The sequence below is a fragment of the Paraniabella aurantiaca genome (genome assembly GCF_050309965.1).
Lineage (GTDB): Bacteria > Bacteroidota > Bacteroidia > Chitinophagales > Chitinophagaceae > Niabella.
Genome location: NZ_JBLOSY010000002.1, coordinates 1,294,809 through 1,313,962 on the forward strand (window position 1 = coordinate 1,294,809; position 19,154 = coordinate 1,313,962).

The window sequence follows — 19,154 nt, forward strand, 5'->3', positions numbered from 1 at the left end:
CATAATGGAATTGCTGATGAAAAAGCTGGCGTTGTTTTTTACAGTCCTCATAATGGGCTCCTTTCAGGCACATGCGGATTTTGTTTTCCAGCGAAATAAAAATCTATCTGTATCACTCGATAAGCAGGAGGCCCCGGTTATACACACAGCCTTGGGTATTTTAAAAGAAGATTATACTAAAGTTTTCGGCGGTGAAATCATAGAAGCTGCCAGCCCGCTTATTTTTATAGGTACTTTGGGCGGAAACAGCACAGCTGAAAAGTATATCTCTCCTAAACTGTTGAATGATTTACGTTCACATAACGAAGGCTTTGTAATTGAAGTTAAAAACAACCGGTTATATATTGTAGGTTCTGATAAAAGAGGTACCGCTTATGGTATATTAGAACTGTCAAGGATGATCGGCGTGTCTCCCTGGGAATGGTGGGCTGATTCGCCGGTTGCAAAAAAGAAAGTATTCACTTTAAAAAATGGTTATAACCGCCTGGAATATCCTTCTGTCAAACACCGGGGTATTTTCTTTAACGATGAAGACTGGGGCCTGTTACCCTGGAGCAGTACCAGTTTTGAACCCGGCCTACCCACCGTAGGAAATACAAAAGGCGCTATCGGTCCTAAAACATACGCGAAGGTTTTTGAATTATTATTAAGATTGAGAGCCAATACAATCTGGCCGGCGATGCACGAGGTAACGGTCCCGTTTTACTTTACTACAGGCAATAAGGAAACAGCAGATCAATACGGAATTATTGTGGGTACCTCTCATTGCGAGCCCCTGATGAGAAATAGCGTGAATGAATGGGATATAGCAGGTAAGGGCGATTATAATTACACAACGAACAAGGAGGCCATGCTTGCTTATTGGACTGAAAGATTAAAGGAGTTGAAAGGCTCTGATAATATCTATACCATCGGCTTAAGGGGTAAGCACGACGGCATGATGCAGGGGGTAAAGACTTTGAAAGAACATAAAGCTGTATTGTCGAAGGTGATTAAAGATGAAAGAGAGCTCTTGAAAACCTATGTAAATCCGGATGTAACAAAAATACCACAGGTGTTTATACCTTACAAAGAAGTGTTGGATGTATATAACGACGGGATGGAAGTACCCGAAGATGTAACGCTGGTATGGTGCGACGATAATTATGGGTATATCAGGAATTTTCCTACCGCAGCGGAAAGAGCACGTAAAGGAGGCAATGGCGTGTATTATCATATTTCTTATTGGGGACGTCCGCACGATTATCTCTGGCTGTCTACCAACCACCCGGCACAGCTGTATACGCAGATGAGGCAGGCTTATGATAAAGGTGCTAAAGATTTCTGGATAGTAAATGTAGGTGATTTAAAGCCCGGCGAATATCTCACTGAATTGTTCTTAGACATGGCCTGGAATATCAATGCAATAAACAATGATATCATCGGCCTAGACCAACACCTGAAAAGCTGGTTAGGCAGGGAGTTTGGTTCATCGAATGGGGAAGCACTACTCCGGTTAATGAATGAATATTACCGGTTGGCATATATCCGCAAACCTGAGTTTATGGGTGCTACGAGAGCCGAAGAGAAAGATCCAAAGTATAAAATGGTTGCTGATCTGCCCTGGAGCGAGCCGGAGATAAGGGAAAGATTAAAAGCTTACGAAGCATTATCAGCACAGGTTGCAGCACTTTCAAAAAAGATACCCCTGGGCCAAAAAGATACTTGGTTTCAATTGGTTGCATATCCAGTGCTGGGTGCTGCTGAAATGAACAAAAAAATATTATACGGGCAGTTAGCCAGGCATGGTAAAGCCGATTGGGCAGAAAGTGATAAGGCTTATGATCAGATAGAACAACTTACGCAACAATATAATGCAGTAAGTAACGGAAAGTGGAGGGGTATGATGGATTTTAAGCCTCGTAACCTGGCTGTTTTCGATAGATTACCTCGTACAAAAGCTGAAGCTGGTCTGGCATCTTATAATCCTCCGAAATTTATGTGGAACGGAACAGTCTATACCGCTTATTCAGGCAGCAAGCCGGTGGCTCATGGTTTGGGCTATCAGCGTGGTGCCGTTACGGTGCCTGTGGGTACAACACTCAACTATAGTTTTAATACCAGCGTTGCAGATTCGTTGCGCGTAGAGCTGGCATTAGCGCCGAATCATCCTGTTGAAGGAAAAGCGATCCGATACGCGATCCGTATAAATGATGGACCGGATCAAATCGTAAACTATGCTACCGAAGGCCGAAGTGAAGAATGGAAGGAGAATGTATTGCGTAACCAGGCCATCCGCAGCACCAGTCATCTATTGAACAAAAAAGGTAAACAAATGATATACATCACGGCTTTGGATGAAGGTGTTGTGGTGGATCAGGTAAAGGTTTGGTGAGGAGAATGGTATTCATTCTTAATGTTTATGAAAGAATTTGAAGAAAGTAGAACCATTAAGGAGTTAAGGGTGTTAAGATTGGTAATCTATTGAGCCGTTGAGAGCAATTCTTAATGTGCCTTCATCCGTTAATGTTTTATAATATGTATCTTGAGAAAAAGACGGAACCATTAAGAAGTTAAGAGTATTAAGACGTTAAGTAGTTTTGTGAAATTATTAATGCGTTTAAAAAGTGAAAAATGACACAACAAATAAACTGGGGGATCATTGGCTGTGGAGATGTAACCGAAGTAAAGAGTGGACCTGCATTTAATAAAATTGCACAGTCTAAACTGGTAGCTGTAATGCGCCGCAACGCGGACAAAGCAGCAGATTATGCACGCAGGCATGGTGTGCCCAAATGGTATGCTGATGCAGACGAACTCATTAATGATCCCGAAGTCAACGCGATATATATTGCTACGCCACCGAACACACATGCAACCTATACATTAGCAGCTTTGCAGGCTGGTAAACCGGTGTATGTGGAAAAGCCAATGGCGCTGAACGCGGCTGAAGCAAGGCAAATGTCTGACTATGCAACAGAAAAGAATGTAAAACTTTGCGTTGCGCATTATCGTCGCATGCAGCCGATGTTCTTAAAAATTAAATCCCTGGTGGACACGGGAGCTATTGGTGATATACGTTTTATACAACTGCATTTATTACAAGGCCAGTCAGCGAACCTCATTGCCCGTTCAGAAGATAACTGGCGTACGAATCCCGCTTTATCGGGAGGTGGTCTTTTTCATGATCTAGCTCCTCACCAGATAGATATTATGCTCTACCTGTTCGGAGCAGTGAAACAATATTCGGGTGTTGCGTTCAATCAAAGCCAGACCTCCCAGGCAGACGACCTGGTGAGCGGCTCCATATTTTTTGAAAACAGCGTTTTATTTAACGGGGTTTGGTGCTTTGCCGTAAGTGAGCAGGATGCGGTGGATACCTGTACCATTTATGGTTCAAGAGGAACAATTCGCTTCGGATTTTTCGGACAAAAGGTATGGGTAACCGTTGACGGACAAACAGAGCTATTGGAATTTGAGCCCTTACAACATGTAGAGCAGCCTATGATCGAAAGAGTGGTTAGTTATTTTCTGGATGAGGGAGAAAATCCCTGTAACGGAGCTATTGGTACGGAAGTAATGGAAATTATAGATGCGTTTGCCGGTAACAATACGAGTGGTTTGGATTTATAAGCATTAAATATACAATTAGGTATAGAAACTTGTTAGTCTGACTGCGTGCAACTATGCTTTGGGGGTTAATAAAAGGTTTGAACTGCCAGGCTAGGAGATGGCCAGGCACAACGCTCGAGCCTGCACCAGGCAATGATTGGTATCTTCGAATTATATACAAAAGCTACTGCCATTGTTTCAGGATGAAGCAGGATGGTTGTTAGCAAGATGGACTTATCTTTAAGGCTTCTTCGACAAAAACGATTATATGCCTGATGAAGATTACTGCTTCACCATTGTTACCCATCACTTTAGCCAGACGCAGGTCAACGCTATTCGGCCGAACTCGTATGATTGGTGTATCAAACGGTTTAAAACGCAGAAAAATAAAAGCAATGCGATTGCGGTTTTATAACTTTTAAGAAAAGCTCTTTTGGATATATAAAATAATTGGATGAAAAAATTACTGTTTTCCTGTTTAATGATGTTGGGAGTAAGCCAGTTAATGGCCCAGGCTCAATGGCCTGTCATTACGCAACAGGCAAAACCCTGGACCCGTTGGTGGTGGATGGGTAGCGCTGTTGACGAAAATAATATCAGCACCCTTTTAAAACAGTACAGTGAGTCTGGCCTGGGCGGCGTAGAGATTGTACCTATTTATGGCGCTAAAGGTTACGAGAGCCGTTACATTAAGTATTTGTCTCCCCGATGGATGCAGATGTTGGATCATACCGTAAGCAGGGCCAATGCTTTAAATATGGGCGTATATATTTCAGTAGGTACAGGTTGGCCTATCGGTGGATCGCATGTTGCCAAAGAAGATGCGGCATCAAAAGCCCTGGTACAGCAATATGATCTGAAAGCTAATACTGTTTTAACGGATCTTATTGTAGTAAATGATCCCAAACAAAAGGATGGAGCTGTTTTAAGTGTATTGATGGGCTATAACAGTGAGGGGAAGGCAACGGACCTGACTGGTAAACTAGATGCCTCCGGTAAGTTAAATTTTAAACCAACGGAGGATCTGAAACTATTTGCCTTATTCACCGGTAAAACCCGCCAGGCCGTAAAAAGGGCTGCACCGGGGGGCGAAGGATTTACAATAGATCACTTCTCAAAATCGGCAACTGCTAATTATTTTAAAGCATTTGATACTGCTTTTGGTAATAGCTCGCATGGTGTAAAAGGTTTTTTTAACGATAGCTATGAAGTATATGGCGCCAACTGGACGCCTGAATTCTTTAGTGAATTTGGCAGGCGCAGAGGCTACGACCTGGAGCAGCATATCAATGTACTTTTTTCTGATACAAAAGATGACCATACTGCCCGTATTAAATCCGACTACCGCGAAACAATGGCTGACCTGATGCGGGAGAACTTTTCGACCGTTTATACTAATTGGACACATCAACGCAAGGCACTTTCCATTAACCAGGCGCATGGCTCTCCCGGTAACCTGCTCGATCTTTATGGAGCATTTGATGTGCCCGAAACAGAAACCTTTGGCAGCAGCTATTTTCCTATCAAAGGATTAAGAAGGGATAGTGCAGATATAAGAAATGTGGATCCCGATCCGAATATGTTGAAGTTTGCATCCTCCGCAGCGCATGCTTATGGAAAGCCATTAACGAGCTGCGAAACCTTTACCTGGCTCAGCGAACATTTTAAAACTTCCTGGAGTCAATGCAAACCGGAAGTAGACCAGGTCTTTCTTTCGGGAGTCAATCATGTGTTTTATCATGGTACTACTTATAGCCCTGCTGATGCTAAATGGCCAGGCTGGCTATTTTATGCTTCTGTAAATTTTGTGCCTAACAATAGCTTATGGCCGCATTTAAAGGGGTTGAACGATTATATAGCCCGCTGCCAGTCAGTATTACAGGCCGGTACGCCGGATAATGAATTAGCGATTTACTGGCCAATATATGATATATGGCATAATGCCAAAGGTATGGATAAGCCTTTGTCGGTGCATCATGTGGATGATTGGTTACACCCGACCGCCTTTTATAAAAACCTCGTGTCTTTGCAAAATGAAGGTTATGCATTGGACTTTGTATCTGACAAAATGCTGGAGCTGGCCAAAGCCAACGGAACACAGTTCAGTATTTCTCCAAAAGGTGGTCAACATAAAGTATTGTTGATACCAGCATGTGAAAAAATGCCTGTAGCAACTTTTAAGAATATTATCAGACTGGCGTCTGAAGGTGCAGCTGTTGTCATACAGCAATTTCCGCAGGATGTACCCGGTTATAAAGATGTAGCACAACAAAGGCAGGAGTTAAAGCGCCTGATCGCCCAATTGAGGCCGTCTGAAAATAATAATTTGCAGGTTGCTGCTGTGGGTAAGGGTAAGATAGTGATAGGTGATGTGCACGAAGCCTTAGTCTATTTAAAAGTTGCAAGGGAAACCATTGCAGACAGTGGATTGAAATTTATCCGCAGGAAAATGCCTGATGCCAGTTATTATTTTATAGTGAACAATACGGCTAATGATTTCGATAAAACTATTTCCCTGCAAAATGCAGCAGCAACGGTTTTGATAATGGATCCGGTGAATGGCACAGTGAATAAAGTTGCACATCAAAAAGATGGCACTGCAACGGGTTTCAGGTTGCAATTAAAATCAGGAGCTTCAGTAATTATAAAGCTCACTGAAAAGAAAGAAGAAGCACCTGTTTATAAGTATATAGAGCCCGCAGCAAATGCAATTCAACTTCAAAATAATAAATGGATGTTGAGCTTTAAAGAAGGCGGACCTCAGCTACCCGCAACCTTGCAGATGACGGGTATTAAGCCATGGACGGATTTTACGAACGATGCCCGTACCCGGGCTTTCTCCGGAACCGGCGTTTATACTACTTCGTTTGTTCTTAAAAATAAAGCCGCAGACTACCTGTTACAACTGGATCAATTATATGAGTCGGCTAGGATCATTGTGAATGGAAAGGATGCCGGACTGATCTGGAGCCTGCCTTTCGAAAAAAGGATTGGCCAGTATTTAAGGCCCGGAAATAATACCATCAGTATTGAAGTGTGTAACCTGATGGCCAATCGCATCCGTGATATGGATCAGAAAGGTGAAGTATGGCGCAATTACCATGAGATCAATTTTGTGAATATTAATTATAAAGATTTCGATGCCGGCAAGTGGAAAGTACAGCCTTCTGGCTTAGGTGGAACAGTTCAATTGGTACCGTTGAAGTAAGAAGCGATTGAGTTAATTCCTTATCGCCATTTCGACCATCTTAGCCATCGGCTATGAGGGAGAAATCTGCTTCACATTGATTGGCTCGACACCAATCAATGATTGATGAAATTCTAAACATATTTTACATGCATCCCTGCATATATTCCCCTATGGCGGTCACGGGTATACGGTAAATAAGAATCCCGGGTCGGCAAATATGTGGCCGGAAATTACTTTGGAATGGCTGAGAGAAATGAAATACATACAATAGTTATCTTAGCGGATCAAAAAAGTACAAGGAATGAAATTATTTGAACAAACATGGCGTTGGTATGGCCCTAACGATCCGGTTTCACTGTGGGATATCAGGCAGGCAGGTGCCACGGGTGTGGTAACAGCGTTACATCATATTAAGAATGGCGAAATATGGACAGTAGAGGAAATTCAAAAAAGAAAATCTGAAATTGAAGCTGTAGGTCTTACCTGGTCAGTGGTAGAAAGCGTACCGGTTCATGAGCATATCAAAACGCAGGAAGGGGAATATAAAAAATATATTGATCATTATAAGCAGAGCATTCGCAACCTGGCAGCATGCGATATACGCATCGTAACTTACAATTTTATGCCGGTGTTAGACTGGACGCGTACTGATTTAGCATATACCATGCCGGATGGATCTAAAGCACTACGGTTTGAAAGAGCTGCTTTCATAGCTTTTGATGTGTTTTTATTAAAACGTCCTGGTGCGGAAAAAGAATATACTGAAGAAGAATTAAGCAAGGCCAGGTTGAGACTGGATGGTATGACCGAAGAAGAAAAGAGCACGCTTGTGGCAAATATGATTGCAGGCTTGCCCGGTGCGGAAGAAAGCTTTACCCTCGAAGCCTTTCAAAAACAATTGGATCGCTACAGCAACACCGATGCGGAGCGGCTGCGCTCGAACCTGATCTATTTCCTATCAGAGATAGCGCCGGTAGCAGATGAAGTGGGCGTGAAGCTGGCTATTCACCCTGATGATCCTCCCTATGCGATCCTGGGCCTGCCCCGAATTATGAGCACAGAAGCTGATTTTCAAAAACTGGCAGCCGCAGTTCCTAATGCATCTAACGGGCTTTGTTATTGTACGGGGTCATTTGGCGTGATCCCTCAAAATGATCTACCTGCTATGTTGCGCAACCTGGGCGATCGTGTTAATTTTATCCACCTGCGGTCTACACAAAGAAATGAAGAAGGCGATTTTTATGAAGCCAATCATCTGGAAGGCGATGCCAATATGTATGCAGTGATGAAAGAGTTGGTGCTGCTACAGCAAAAAAGGCAGATCTCTTTACCGGTTCGTCCCGATCACGGGCACCAGATGGTAGATGACCTGCGTAAGCAAACCAATCCGGGCTACTCCTGTATCGGCCGTTTACGTGGATTAGCCGAGTTAAGAGGATTGGAAATGGGAATCGCGAACTCAATATTATAATATGAAACGGATCTTAGCGATAGTTGCCTGTATTACATCCTGCCTGGTTGCTTTTGATTCGGCAGCCCAGCCTGGAAAACCAGACAGCAGTATTCATTTGTACCTTTTGGTGGGGCAATCGAATATGGCAGGGCGGGGAAAGCCCGATGCGCAAAGCAGGTTGACTAACGCAAAGATCCTGATGCTGGACTCAACGAATAGCTGGGTACCGGCAACCGACCCTGTTCATTTTGATAAACCCCAAATGGCCGGGGTAGGACCTGCTATTGGCTTTGCCGATGAAATGCTGAGAGAGGAAAACAATATTTCCATAGGCCTGATCCCTTGTGCCTGGGGCGGATCGCCCGTAGAAGTGTGGAAGCCCGGAGTTGCTTATTTGAGTGCACATCCTTATGATGATGCTATACGGCGTACAAAAATAGCCATGCAAAAAGGCGTGTTGAAAGGTATCCTATGGCATCAGGGAGAAGCGGATAATGATTCAATCCGATCAAAAAAATACCTGAGTGAACTGGTATTGTTGGTACAAAGATTCCGTAAAGACTTTTCTAACGAGCAATTACCTTTTGTGGCAGGTGAAGTTGGCTATTTTAATAAACGAAATTTTATTAATGCAATAATCAACCAATTACCGAATCAGCTACCTTATACATCAGTTGTTGCTGCTGACGGGCTTACCGATAAAGGTGATCATTTGCATTTTGATACTCCATCGGCTCGGGAACTGGGAAAGCGGTATGCCCGGGCAATGAAGCAATTGCAGAAAAAATGATCAGCTGTCGGTTTATTTCCGGCTATATTTATTTCAACCTTTTTATAGAATGATTGTTTTTTATAAACATATCCTATAAAAATAAAGTAATGAATAAGGTAAAAATTTCGAATACAGATCTGGAGATCGCTCCGTTGAATTTTGGTGGTAATGTGTTTGGCTGGACTTTAAATGAAGATCAGTCTTTTGGCATATTAGATGCTTTTGTTGATAAAGGCTATAATTTTATAGATACGGCTGATACCTATGCCTGGTGGGTAAACGGTACCGGCGGTCAGTCTGAAACCATCATTGGCAACTGGATAAAAGCCCGAAACAACCGTGATAAAATTGTGTTAGCTACCAAAGTGGGTTCGGAGACCAAAGAGCACGGCTATGATATCAGCAAAGCGCATATTTTAACGTCGGTGGATGAATCCCTGCGACGATTACAGACCGATCATATCGATTTGTATTACACGCACTTTGATGATAACAAAACTCCGGTTGAAGAAACCTTATCAGCTTATGACGAAATCATCAAAGCCGGGAAAGTGAGGTATATAGCGGCTTCTAATCTATCACCTGAGAGGCTTATTGCCTCATTTGAAGCTGCTGAGAAAAATAATCTGCCACGCTATGTAGCCCTGCAACCGCATTATAATTTGGTCGAAAGGGAAAAGTACGAGCAACAATATGCTTCCCTGGCACAACAATACAACTTGTCTGTGTTTCCTTACTGGTCTTTAGCGGCTGGCTTCTTAACCGGTAAATACCGTAGCGAAGCCGATTTCAATAAAAGTGCCCGTGGTGCCGGTGCTGCCAAATACCTGAATGAAAAAGGTTTGGCTGTATTGGGAGTATTAGACCAGGTAGCTGCTGCGCATAACAGTACCCCGGCAACAGTAGCGTTAGCCTGGTTATTGGCGCAACCCCATATTGATGCACCTATTGTGAGCGCCACCAGCAATCATCAGTTGGAAGCTTTATTTGCCGCTCCTGAATTAACACTTTCAAATGAAGACCTGGAGGCATTAAATAAGGCAAGTAAATAAATTAGATTAAGAATATGAATGGAAGCCTGGTTCGCCAGGCTTTTTTATTATCACAAAAAAAAATATAATAAGGCTTGTTTGCAGTAATCAACTAATTACCTATTTTTAATTGTACGATTAACAATTAAAAATCAATTGCCATGAAGAAAATGACGCTGGCCCTGCTCGCTGCAGTTTTAGGAGCCGGAGTAAATGCACAGGTAGTAACCACTACATTAAATACGGAAGATGCTAAAACCACGATCAGCAAACATATATACGGACATTTTGCCGAGCACCTGGGCCGGTGTATCTACGACGGTTTTTGGGTAGATGAAAATATGGATGTAAAAAAGCAGGGCCGCATCAGGTTGGATGTGGTAGAGGCATTGAAAAAAATTAAGATACCCAACCTGCGCTGGCCGGGCGGATGCTTTGCTGATGAGTATCATTGGAGAGATGGCATTGGTAAGCCGGCTGACAGACCAAAGATGGTGAACACTAACTGGGGCGGCGTTTCGGAAGATAATAGTTTTGGCACCCATGAGTTTTTGGAATTATGCGGCCTTTTGAATACCGAGCCTTATGTAGCAGGTAATGTAGGTAGCGGTACGGTAGAAGAAATGGCTAAGTGGGTGGAATATTTAAATTCTCCTGCACAAAGTACCATGACTGAACTCAGGAAGCAGAATGGCCGGGAACAGCCCTGGAAAGTAACTTACTGGGGCGTAGGTAATGAAAGCTGGGGCTGCGGTGGTAATATGACGCCAGAGTACTATGCCGACCTGTATAAAAGATATGCTACTTATGCCCGTAATTATCCGGGTGCCCCCATGAAAAAAATAGCCAGCGGTGCTAATTCCGACGATTACAGGTGGACCGAAGTGTTAATGAAGAATGTTCCGCGTAACCAGATGTGGGGCATGACTTTACATTACTATACGCTGCCTACCGGTAACTGGAACGGCAGCAAGGGATCTGCAACCGTATTTAACGAACAGGAGTACTTTAAAACCATGAAAAACTGCCTGCATATGGAGGAGCTGGTGCAGAAGCATTCGGCTATAATGGACAAATACGATAAAGAAAAGCGCGTGGCGCTGGTGGTGGACGAATGGGGTATCTGGACGGATGTGGAGCCGGGCACTAATCCGGGTTTCCTGTACCAGCAAAATAGTTTAAGAGATGCTTTGATTGCCGGAACCACATTGAATATATTCAACAATCACGCAGATCGGGTAAAGATGGCCAACCTGGCGCAAACAGTGAATGTGCTGCAATCCATCGTATTAACCAAAGGAAAAGAAATGTTACTGACACCTACTTACCACGTATTCGACCTGTTTATGGGACATATGGATGCCAAGCTGATACCGATGAGTTTTACTACGCCGGATTATACAAGTGGTAACGAGAAAATTCCCGCGGTTAATGCTTCCGCTTCGCTCGACTCCAATGGTAAAATGCATATTACACTGGTTAATATTGACGCCGGAAAAGATATTACGTTAAATGTATCGCTTAAGGGAAAGAGCTATAAAAAAGTGAACGGAAGAATATTGACGTCAAAAAGTTTTACCGATATCAATACATTTGACAATAAAAACAAAGTAGTTCCTGCGGCTTTCAGTGGTGCAACAATTGGCAAAGGCTCTTTAAACATTAAACTGCCTAAGCTGAGCGTGGTGAGCATCACCTTAGAATAAATAAACGCTGAAGCAAACAAATCAAACGTTTGAAATAATAATTTGTTAACAGTAAAACCGGAAATAGATCGATTATCGTTATTATTGTTGCCGCCATTTTAAACTTTATACCCAAACGTTATGAGCAAGAAGTTTTTTCTGTTATTTTTTATAGCAGGCATTTTCAGTTGTAAAACAGCGTCGGTACTTGCAGATTATGGCGTTGAGAAGGGAGATGAGTATGCTTCGATTGCCGTATTGCCCGATACCCAGTATTATACAGCATTGCGTCATGGTGGTACAATGAGCATGTTTCAGAACCAGGTAGACTGGCTGGTTAAGAACTATCAAAAGGAAAAGATCGCGTATGTCATTCATTTAGGTGATATAACCGATCACAATGCACCGGTAGAATGGGAGCGAGCCGCATCGGCTATGTATCGCCTGGATGCTACTAAAGTACCCTATGGCCTGGCCGTGGGGAATCATGACCAAACGCCTAACGGAACGCCTTCCGCAGGCAGCGATACTACTCAATATACCAGGTATTTTGGAAAAACGCACTTTGGTAGCCGGCCCTGGTATGGAGGTGCGCTGGGTAACAACAATAATAGCGATACACATTTCGACCTGTTTACTGCCAATGGCGATAAATACCTCGTCATGTATTTTGCCTTTAATCAGCCCGATTATAAAGGCTACAATGAAGCTTACGAAAAACAGATGCTCAACTGGGCCGATAGTGTTTTAACAGCGCAAGCCGACAGGAAAGCGATTTTAGTATGTCACAGCATGTTGGGGAGGCCTAAAGGCACCACCAGTGGCGATAAACCAGGGGCAGGGGATAATAGCCTGCAGAGCAATTTCACCAAACAGGGAAAGGGTATTTACGAAATGGCCAAGAATCATAGTAATGTATTCTTAATGCTGGGCGGCCATATAGCAGGGGAAGGGTATAGAAAAGATACCTATAACGGCAATACCATTAAAACTTATCTTTCCGACTATCAGTCTAGGCAAGGCGAGCCTTATGAAGGTGCGAAAGATCGTAATGGTGGTAATGGCACGATGCGGTTGATGCGGTTGAATAAGACAAAGCAAACATTAAGTATTGTAACTTTTATTCCGCAGGCAAATGGTTCTGTTATTAAAGAAACAGATGGGGATAGCCAGTTCACGGATGCTTTGTATAAATAAAAATAAAGATTGAATATAAATTATGAGTAACAACAAATTTTCTCTGGCAGGTAAAGTAATTATTGTAACCGGTGCCACAGGCGTGCTGGGGCATTCATTTGTAAAAGATCTGGCTGGCCAGGGAGCTATTGTAGGCGTGCTGGGACGTAATGAAAAAGTTGCGGAAGAAAGGGTTGCTGAAATAGTAGCGGCAGGAGGACAGGCTATTGCGTTAATTGCTGACGTGGCTAACCAGGAGCAGCTCGAAGCGGCGTTAAAAAAAGTGTTGGATCAGTACGGCAAAGTAGACGGGTTGGTAAACGCGGCCGGGGGTAATCAACCAGGCGCAGTAGTACAACCTGACGGGAAAATTTTTGAACTGGATATGGACGCTTTAAAGCAGGTAATGGACCTGAACCTGTTTGGTACCTTATTGCCTACCCAGGTATTTGGTAAAGCGATGGCCGAAACATCGGATAAAGGCAGTATTGTAAATATTTCTTCAGTAGCGGCTCATGGTGCGGTGACGAGGGTTTTAGGATATAGCCTGGCTAAAACTGCCATAGAAGCATATACCAAATGGTTCGCAGTGGAGATGGCCAATCGCTATGGCGATAAACTAAGAATGAATGCGCTGGTACCGGGCTTTTTCCTGGCGGAGCAAAACAGGAGGTTGTTAACGAATGAAGATGGTACTTACACAGACAGAGGTGATAAAGTAATCCGTAGCACACCGTATAAACGCTTTGGAAATCCTGATGAATTAACCGGTGCGCTCATTTGGCTGTTAAGCGACGAATCTACGTTTGTAAACGGAACTTCTATTAAGGTAGATGGCGGCTTTACTATTTTTAGTGGTGTGTAGTGTATATTTACACGGTAACATAATTTGATTTTATGCCAACAATAGAAAATAATGATATAAGCGTGGAAGTGGCTACGCTGGGAGCTGAATTGCAGCGTATCACCGGCAAAAATACGGGCATTGAATACATGTGGAACGCCGATCATGCTTACTGGGCGAAATATTCCCCCTTATTGTTTCCCATTGTTGGTACGCTAAAGGCCGATACATACATCTACGAGGGAAAAGCATATCATCTGCCCCGTCACGGCTTTGCAAGAGAAATGGAATTTGAACTGTATCAGCAAAGCGGGCACATGCTAACTTTCAGGCTGACCAGCAACGCAGTTACTTTAGCTAAATATCCGTTCCCATTCGAATTATATGTAGAATATTCGATTGCCGGCCCTACCTTAAGCGTAAGTTATAGGGTAGTCAATACCGGCGAAAAACCCATGTACTTTTCTATTGGCGGGCACCCCGCCTTTAAAGTTCCTCTTTTTGAAGGGGATACTTATAACGATTATATACTTGAATTCAACCAGGTAGAAAACGCAGGAAGATGGCTTTTGGATAATGGTTTGATCGAAACCGGCACTGTTCCATTGCTGGAGGATGCCGATCGCCTGCCGCTTCGGAAAGAACTGTTTGAAGCCGATGCCATTGTATTGAAGCAATTAAAGAGCACTAAAGTGCGGCTAGTACAGGAGCAAACGCGCAAGGGTTTTGAATTTGATTTCAATGGTTTTCCTTACCTGGGTATATGGGCGGCGAAAGGGGCAGACTTTGTATGCATTGAACCCTGGTGCGGCATAGCCGATAGCGTGAATAGCAATCAGCAGCTGGTAGAAAAAGAGGGCATTAATGAGCTCAATGCAGGAGCCTTATTTGAAAGGACCTGGAAATTTGCTGCTGTAGGCTAATGTACTTTTTCAAATTTTTCAGGTTCATATCAAATTTGGCGATATACCTTCGACTGAATACCTAATATATTTCTAAAATTTAGCAACTGCGCTCACACGTATCGCGTTTATCAGTTATCTTTCGGCCTGCTTAAATAATGAAACAGGCTTTTTGTTTATTCCTTTTATTAATAGGGGTATCTGTTAGCTATGCGCAACAGAAATTTACCCTCAGTGGTACGGTTCGCTCAGAGCGAACAGGCGAAACTGTTATTAATGCCAGCGTCAGATCTGTCAATGGTACAGAGGGCGTGAGCAGCAATGAGTATGGTTTTTACTCCATTACACTGCCGGCCGGCGATTACGAAATTGAATACAGTGCTGTTGGCTTTAATGCCTTTATAGAGAAGATCAGTCTCACTCAGAATATCACCAAAAATATTTCTCTGCCCGACGAGGTAAAGGATCTGGAGAATGTGGTGGTATCTGCAAGTGGTAAAGGCCGAACGATCACCGGTACACAAATGGGAGTGGAGCGGCTCACAATGAAAGAGGTAAATACCATCCCTATGTTATTGGGCGAACGTGATATCCTGAAAGCCATACAGCTGCTGCCGGGTATTAAACCGGCTGGTGATGGCAATAGCGGCTTTTATGTAAGAGGTGGGAGCGCCGACCAAAACCTAATCCTTTTGGATGAGGCGCAGGTGTATAATGCATCGCACTTATTAGGCTTTTTCTCAACTTTCAACTCAGATGCTGTTAAAGATATAACCGTATATAAGGGGGGAATGCCTGCACAATATGGAGGCAGGTTATCCTCTGTGCTGGATGTAAAGATGAATGAGGGAAACAATCAGAACTATGAATTGAGCGGGGGCGTGGGACTGATATCTGCAAAGCTAAACCTGGAAGGTCCTATCCAGAAAAACAAGTCATCTTTTTTATTGTCGGGCCGCAGAACCTATGCTGATGTATTTGTACCATTAGCCAAGGATAGCGCTATCAGAAATAACAAACTTTACTTTTATGATTATAATGCCAAGTTAAATTATAAAATAGGGGAAAAAGATAATATTTACATATCAGGATATTTCGGGCGTGACTATTTAAAGTTAGACCAGCAGTTTGGTATCAACTGGGGAAATATCACCGGTACATTGCGGTGGAATCATATCTTCAATAGCAAATTGTTTTCCAACACCTCTTTTATCTACAGCGATTTTGATTACAATATCAATATTAGTAATCCAAGCAACGACCTGGACATCTACTCCAAGATCCGCGACCTGAACCTGAAACAGGAATTTCAGTGGTATGCCGGCAGCAGGCATTCATTGCGTTTTGGATTCAATTCCACTTATCATAAAATAAGGCCGGGTGATGTTACTTCTTCGGGTACAACCAGCTTTAATAACTTTTATTTACAGGACCGGTTTTCCTGGGAGAATGCCCTCTTTGCAACAGACACCTGGAAGGCTGCACCCTGGCTGAACATTACTTATGGTGCCAGGCTGACTTCTTTTTCGATCCTGGGTGAGGGCGATTTTTACGAGGTAGATGGCGATGGAAATGTTACCGACACCCTTACCTATAGTAAAGGCCAGTTGGTAAAAAATTATATAAACCTGGAGCCCCGGCTCGCTGCCAGCTTTATCCTGACCCCATCGTCTTCCTTCAAAGCCTCGTATGTAAGAAACGTGCAGAACCTGCATTTAATGTCTAATTCCACAACTGGTTTTCCTACCGATAAATGGTTAGCCAGTACCAATATTATTAAACCTGAAATAGCCGACCTGGTAGCATTAGGTTGGTATAAGAATCTGGCAGGAAACCAGCTTGAGTTTTCTACCGAGATCTATTACAAAAAAATGCAGAACCAGATTGATTATAGAACAGGTGCTGATGTTTTCACCAATGATGCAATTGAGTCGCAGATATTGTTTGGTATAGGCCGCGCTTATGGCTGGGAGCTTTTTCTGAAAAAGAAAACAGGTAAAACAACAGGCTGGATCAGTTATACATTGGCCAAAACGGAAAGAAAAATTGATGGCATTAATGATGGTGAATGGTACAATGCCCGTCAGGATCGTACTCATGATGTTGCTATCGTTGTAAACCATCAACTCAACAGGCGATGGAATCTGGCTGCTAACTGGATCTATTATACAGGAGATGCGGTTACTTACCCGAGTGGAAAATATATTATCGATAACCAGGTAGTATTTTACTATACCAAAAGGAATGCAGACAGGATGCCATCTTACCACCGTTTGGACCTGGGAGCAACCTGGCTGCTAAAAGACAGGAAAAAGTTCCGTTCGGAGTTGGCGTTTAGTTTATTTAATGCTTATGGAAGGGAAAATCCTTATGCGATTACCTTCAGGCAGAGTGAAGAAGACGCGACAAAAACAGAAGCGGTTAAAACATCTCTTTTCCGGTTTGTGCCATCTATATCCTATAATTTTAAATTTAAGTAAGATGTCGGCAATTTGGAAATGTATAGGTATGGTTGTTATCTCATCTCTGTTGCTGATGAGTTGCGAACGTGTTATACAGGTAAACATAAAAGATGAGCCGCTCAGGTTTGTAGTGGAAGGCGTGTTAACAGATGATAGTACCTGCAGGGTGCGCTTGTCGCAAACCAGCAATTTTTATGATACGATCAATTTAAGGGGCGTTAGTGGTGCCAGGGTAACCATTACAGAAGACGGTAAGCCGCCGGTTGTGTTGAGTGCATCCAGTAACAGGGGTGAATATACTGCCCCCTTTACCGGCCAGTCGGGAAAAACCTATCATTTACGGGTTGAATACCGGGATTCGGTAAGCAACCATGTATTTACAGCTACATCAACAATGCCACAAAAAGTAGCGCTGGATAGCTTATATGTATCAGAACGTATTTTCCTGGGTAAGATGCGTATGATAGCGGCAATTCGCTACAAAGATCCGCCTGCCCCGGGCAATGCCTACCGTTATGTGCAACGTGTGGACGGAGAACTGGAGACAACAGTATTTGTTACCAAGGACGACCTCATCAACGGCCGCACTGTAGTAGATGAGCTGCTGATATTTAACGATGAATATACTTTGAAAAAATGCGATCAGCTAAATGTAGAATTACAGAGTATTGATCAGCCTGTTTATTTGTTCTGGTATAGCCTCAACCAGGGCTCCCTGGGGTCTTCACAATCCGCATCGCCCGGTAACCCTGCATCCAATATAAAAGGAGGCGCACTGGGTTATTTTAGTGCTCATGCAGTATCGTCATTGCACATTGCTGTTTTTCCCGATTCTACCTGTAGCTATTCAGACGAAAATTCCCGGCGATGAATTACGATGCTCTCCATAAAACTGCACCGGGGAGAGTAATATGCACTTGCTGCCTGCCTGTGTTGATAATGATGGTTTCCTGTGATAAAGTAATAGACCTTAAATTACCTGATGCTGAAAAGCTCTATGTAATAGAAGCCGTGCTCAGTGATGTGGGATGCAGGGTGAATTTATCGCAGACACTGAATTTGTCTGATTCCAATCATTACGATATAGTTTCCGGTGCCGATATTACGATTACGGAAGATGGCAGAACGCCTGTTAAATTGAACCAGGTAAATGGGGGGTATTACAGGGCTGGCGTATCAGGCCGGCCGGGGCGGAGTTATACCTTGCGGATAGACGTGAACGGTAGTGTATTCAGCACTACATCTGTTGTTCCGCAAAAAGTAACAGCAGACAGCTTCTATATTACCGAACGGCTTTTTTTTGGGAAAACGAGAAGGGTAGCTACCGTAGAATTTAATGATCCTCCCGGCCTGGGAAATGTATACCGCTTTATACAATATGTCAACACAAAAAAGGATAACAATATATTTATAACTAATGATCATTTAATTGATGGTCGTAAAACAGTGTACGAGATGCTGGTTTTTGAAGATGAAAAGGATCCTTTAAAAACAGGTGACCGGTTAAGCGTGGAATTGTTAACGATTACGCCGTTTATGTATAACTACTGGTATAGTTTGGATCAGGGTGCGTTGGGGCAAAGCCAGGCGGCATCACCGGCAAATCCGGTTAATCCCTTTGGACGAGGTGCAGTTGGCTATTTCAGTACACATACTGTTAGCTCTCGCTCAGCCATACTCCGGTAGTTTTCATTGCTCCGGTTTTAGTCTGAACGCTGCCTGAAGATCGGTCAGCTGCGAGATACAGGTGCAGTGCTTTTGTAAATAAATGTAGTTGCTTTTCTTGACGGTGTAAAATCTTTATAGTGGCATATCCGGTATAGAATTTAGAAAAAGTAGTATATTCACTAAAGTAAACAAAAACGATTTTGCCTTAAGGGTTCTTGTAGCAGAGTCGGAAAATACTACAAGGGGTGCAACAGGAGTATTAGTTCCCGGCATAGGGAAATTATTGATCACGATATAAAAAACAGGTATTATCGGCAGAGTTGAAAGAGTTATTGTATTTTCACTTTACAAACTTGAACTGCATCTTTACTACAAGCAAA

Annotated in this window: 13 protein-coding genes; all 13 read left to right on the forward strand. The window is 43.1% G+C overall.

All coding sequences use genetic code 11. The features are described 5' to 3' along the window. Nucleotides 1-4 precede the first annotated feature (4 nt). The 13 genes from ACLOAU_RS19665 to ACLOAU_RS19725 all read left to right on the forward strand — a co-directional run bounded on the left by ACLOAU_RS19665 (nt 5) and on the right by ACLOAU_RS19725 (nt 18,792). Nucleotides 5-2,374 (forward strand): glycosyl hydrolase 115 family protein, encoded by a 2,370-nt coding sequence (locus ACLOAU_RS19665; RefSeq protein WP_427863617.1) that lies wholly within the window; start codon nt 5-7, stop codon nt 2,372-2,374. 239 nt (nt 2,375-2,613) lie between these two features. Then, entirely contained in the window at nt 2,614-3,612 is a 999-nt protein-coding gene (locus ACLOAU_RS19670; protein ID WP_427863618.1) for a Gfo/Idh/MocA family protein, read from the forward strand. 433 nt (nt 3,613-4,045) lie between these two features. Further along, nucleotides 4,046-6,799, forward strand: a complete 2,754-nt coding sequence (locus ACLOAU_RS19675; protein ID WP_427863619.1) for a glycosyl hydrolase — start codon at nt 4,046-4,048, stop codon at nt 6,797-6,799. 283 nt (nt 6,800-7,082) lie between these two features. After that, nucleotides 7,083-8,252: a mannonate dehydratase gene (gene uxuA / locus ACLOAU_RS19680; protein WP_427863620.1), complete on the forward strand. Its 1,170-nt coding sequence runs from the start codon at nt 7,083-7,085 to the stop codon at nt 8,250-8,252. 1 nt (nt 8,253) lies between these two features. Further along, the gene (locus ACLOAU_RS19685; RefSeq protein WP_427863621.1) at nt 8,254-9,024 is read left to right on the forward strand and encodes a sialate O-acetylesterase; all 771 of its coding nucleotides are present in this window, start codon (nt 8,254-8,256) and stop codon (nt 9,022-9,024) included. Nucleotides 9,025-9,113: 89 nt separating this feature from the next. Beyond that, the gene (locus ACLOAU_RS19690) at nt 9,114-10,058 is read left to right on the forward strand and encodes an aldo/keto reductase (protein WP_427863622.1); all 945 of its coding nucleotides are present in this window, start codon (nt 9,114-9,116) and stop codon (nt 10,056-10,058) included. 140 nt (nt 10,059-10,198) lie between these two features. Then, nucleotides 10,199-11,743: an alpha-N-arabinofuranosidase gene (locus ACLOAU_RS19695; protein WP_427863623.1), complete on the forward strand. Its 1,545-nt coding sequence runs from the start codon at nt 10,199-10,201 to the stop codon at nt 11,741-11,743. A gap of 120 nt (nt 11,744-11,863) precedes the next feature. Next, nucleotides 11,864-12,919, forward strand: coding sequence for a metallophosphoesterase (locus tag ACLOAU_RS19700; protein WP_427863624.1), 1,056 nt, complete (start codon nt 11,864-11,866; stop codon nt 12,917-12,919). 22 nt (nt 12,920-12,941) lie between these two features. Then, on the forward strand, nt 12,942-13,763 hold the full coding sequence (locus ACLOAU_RS19705; protein ID WP_427863625.1) for an SDR family oxidoreductase: 822 nt from the start codon (nt 12,942-12,944) through the stop codon (nt 13,761-13,763). Nucleotides 13,764-13,795: 32 nt separating this feature from the next. Beyond that, a complete protein-coding gene (locus ACLOAU_RS19710; protein ID WP_427863626.1) occupies nt 13,796-14,665 on the forward strand; it encodes an aldose 1-epimerase family protein in 870 nt (289 codons plus the stop codon). Between the two features lie 137 nt (nt 14,666-14,802). After that, entirely contained in the window at nt 14,803-17,124 is a 2,322-nt protein-coding gene (locus ACLOAU_RS19715) for a TonB-dependent receptor (protein ID WP_427863627.1), read from the forward strand. A 1-nt stretch (nt 17,125) separates the two neighbouring features. Next, a complete protein-coding gene (locus ACLOAU_RS19720; RefSeq protein WP_427863628.1) occupies nt 17,126-17,977 on the forward strand; it encodes a DUF4249 domain-containing protein in 852 nt (283 codons plus the stop codon). Then, nucleotides 17,974-18,792, forward strand: a complete 819-nt coding sequence (locus ACLOAU_RS19725) for a DUF4249 domain-containing protein (RefSeq protein ID WP_427863629.1) — start codon at nt 17,974-17,976, stop codon at nt 18,790-18,792. The genes ACLOAU_RS19720 and ACLOAU_RS19725 overlap by 4 nt, the downstream gene beginning before the upstream one ends. Nucleotides 18,793-19,154: the final 362 nt, after the last annotated feature.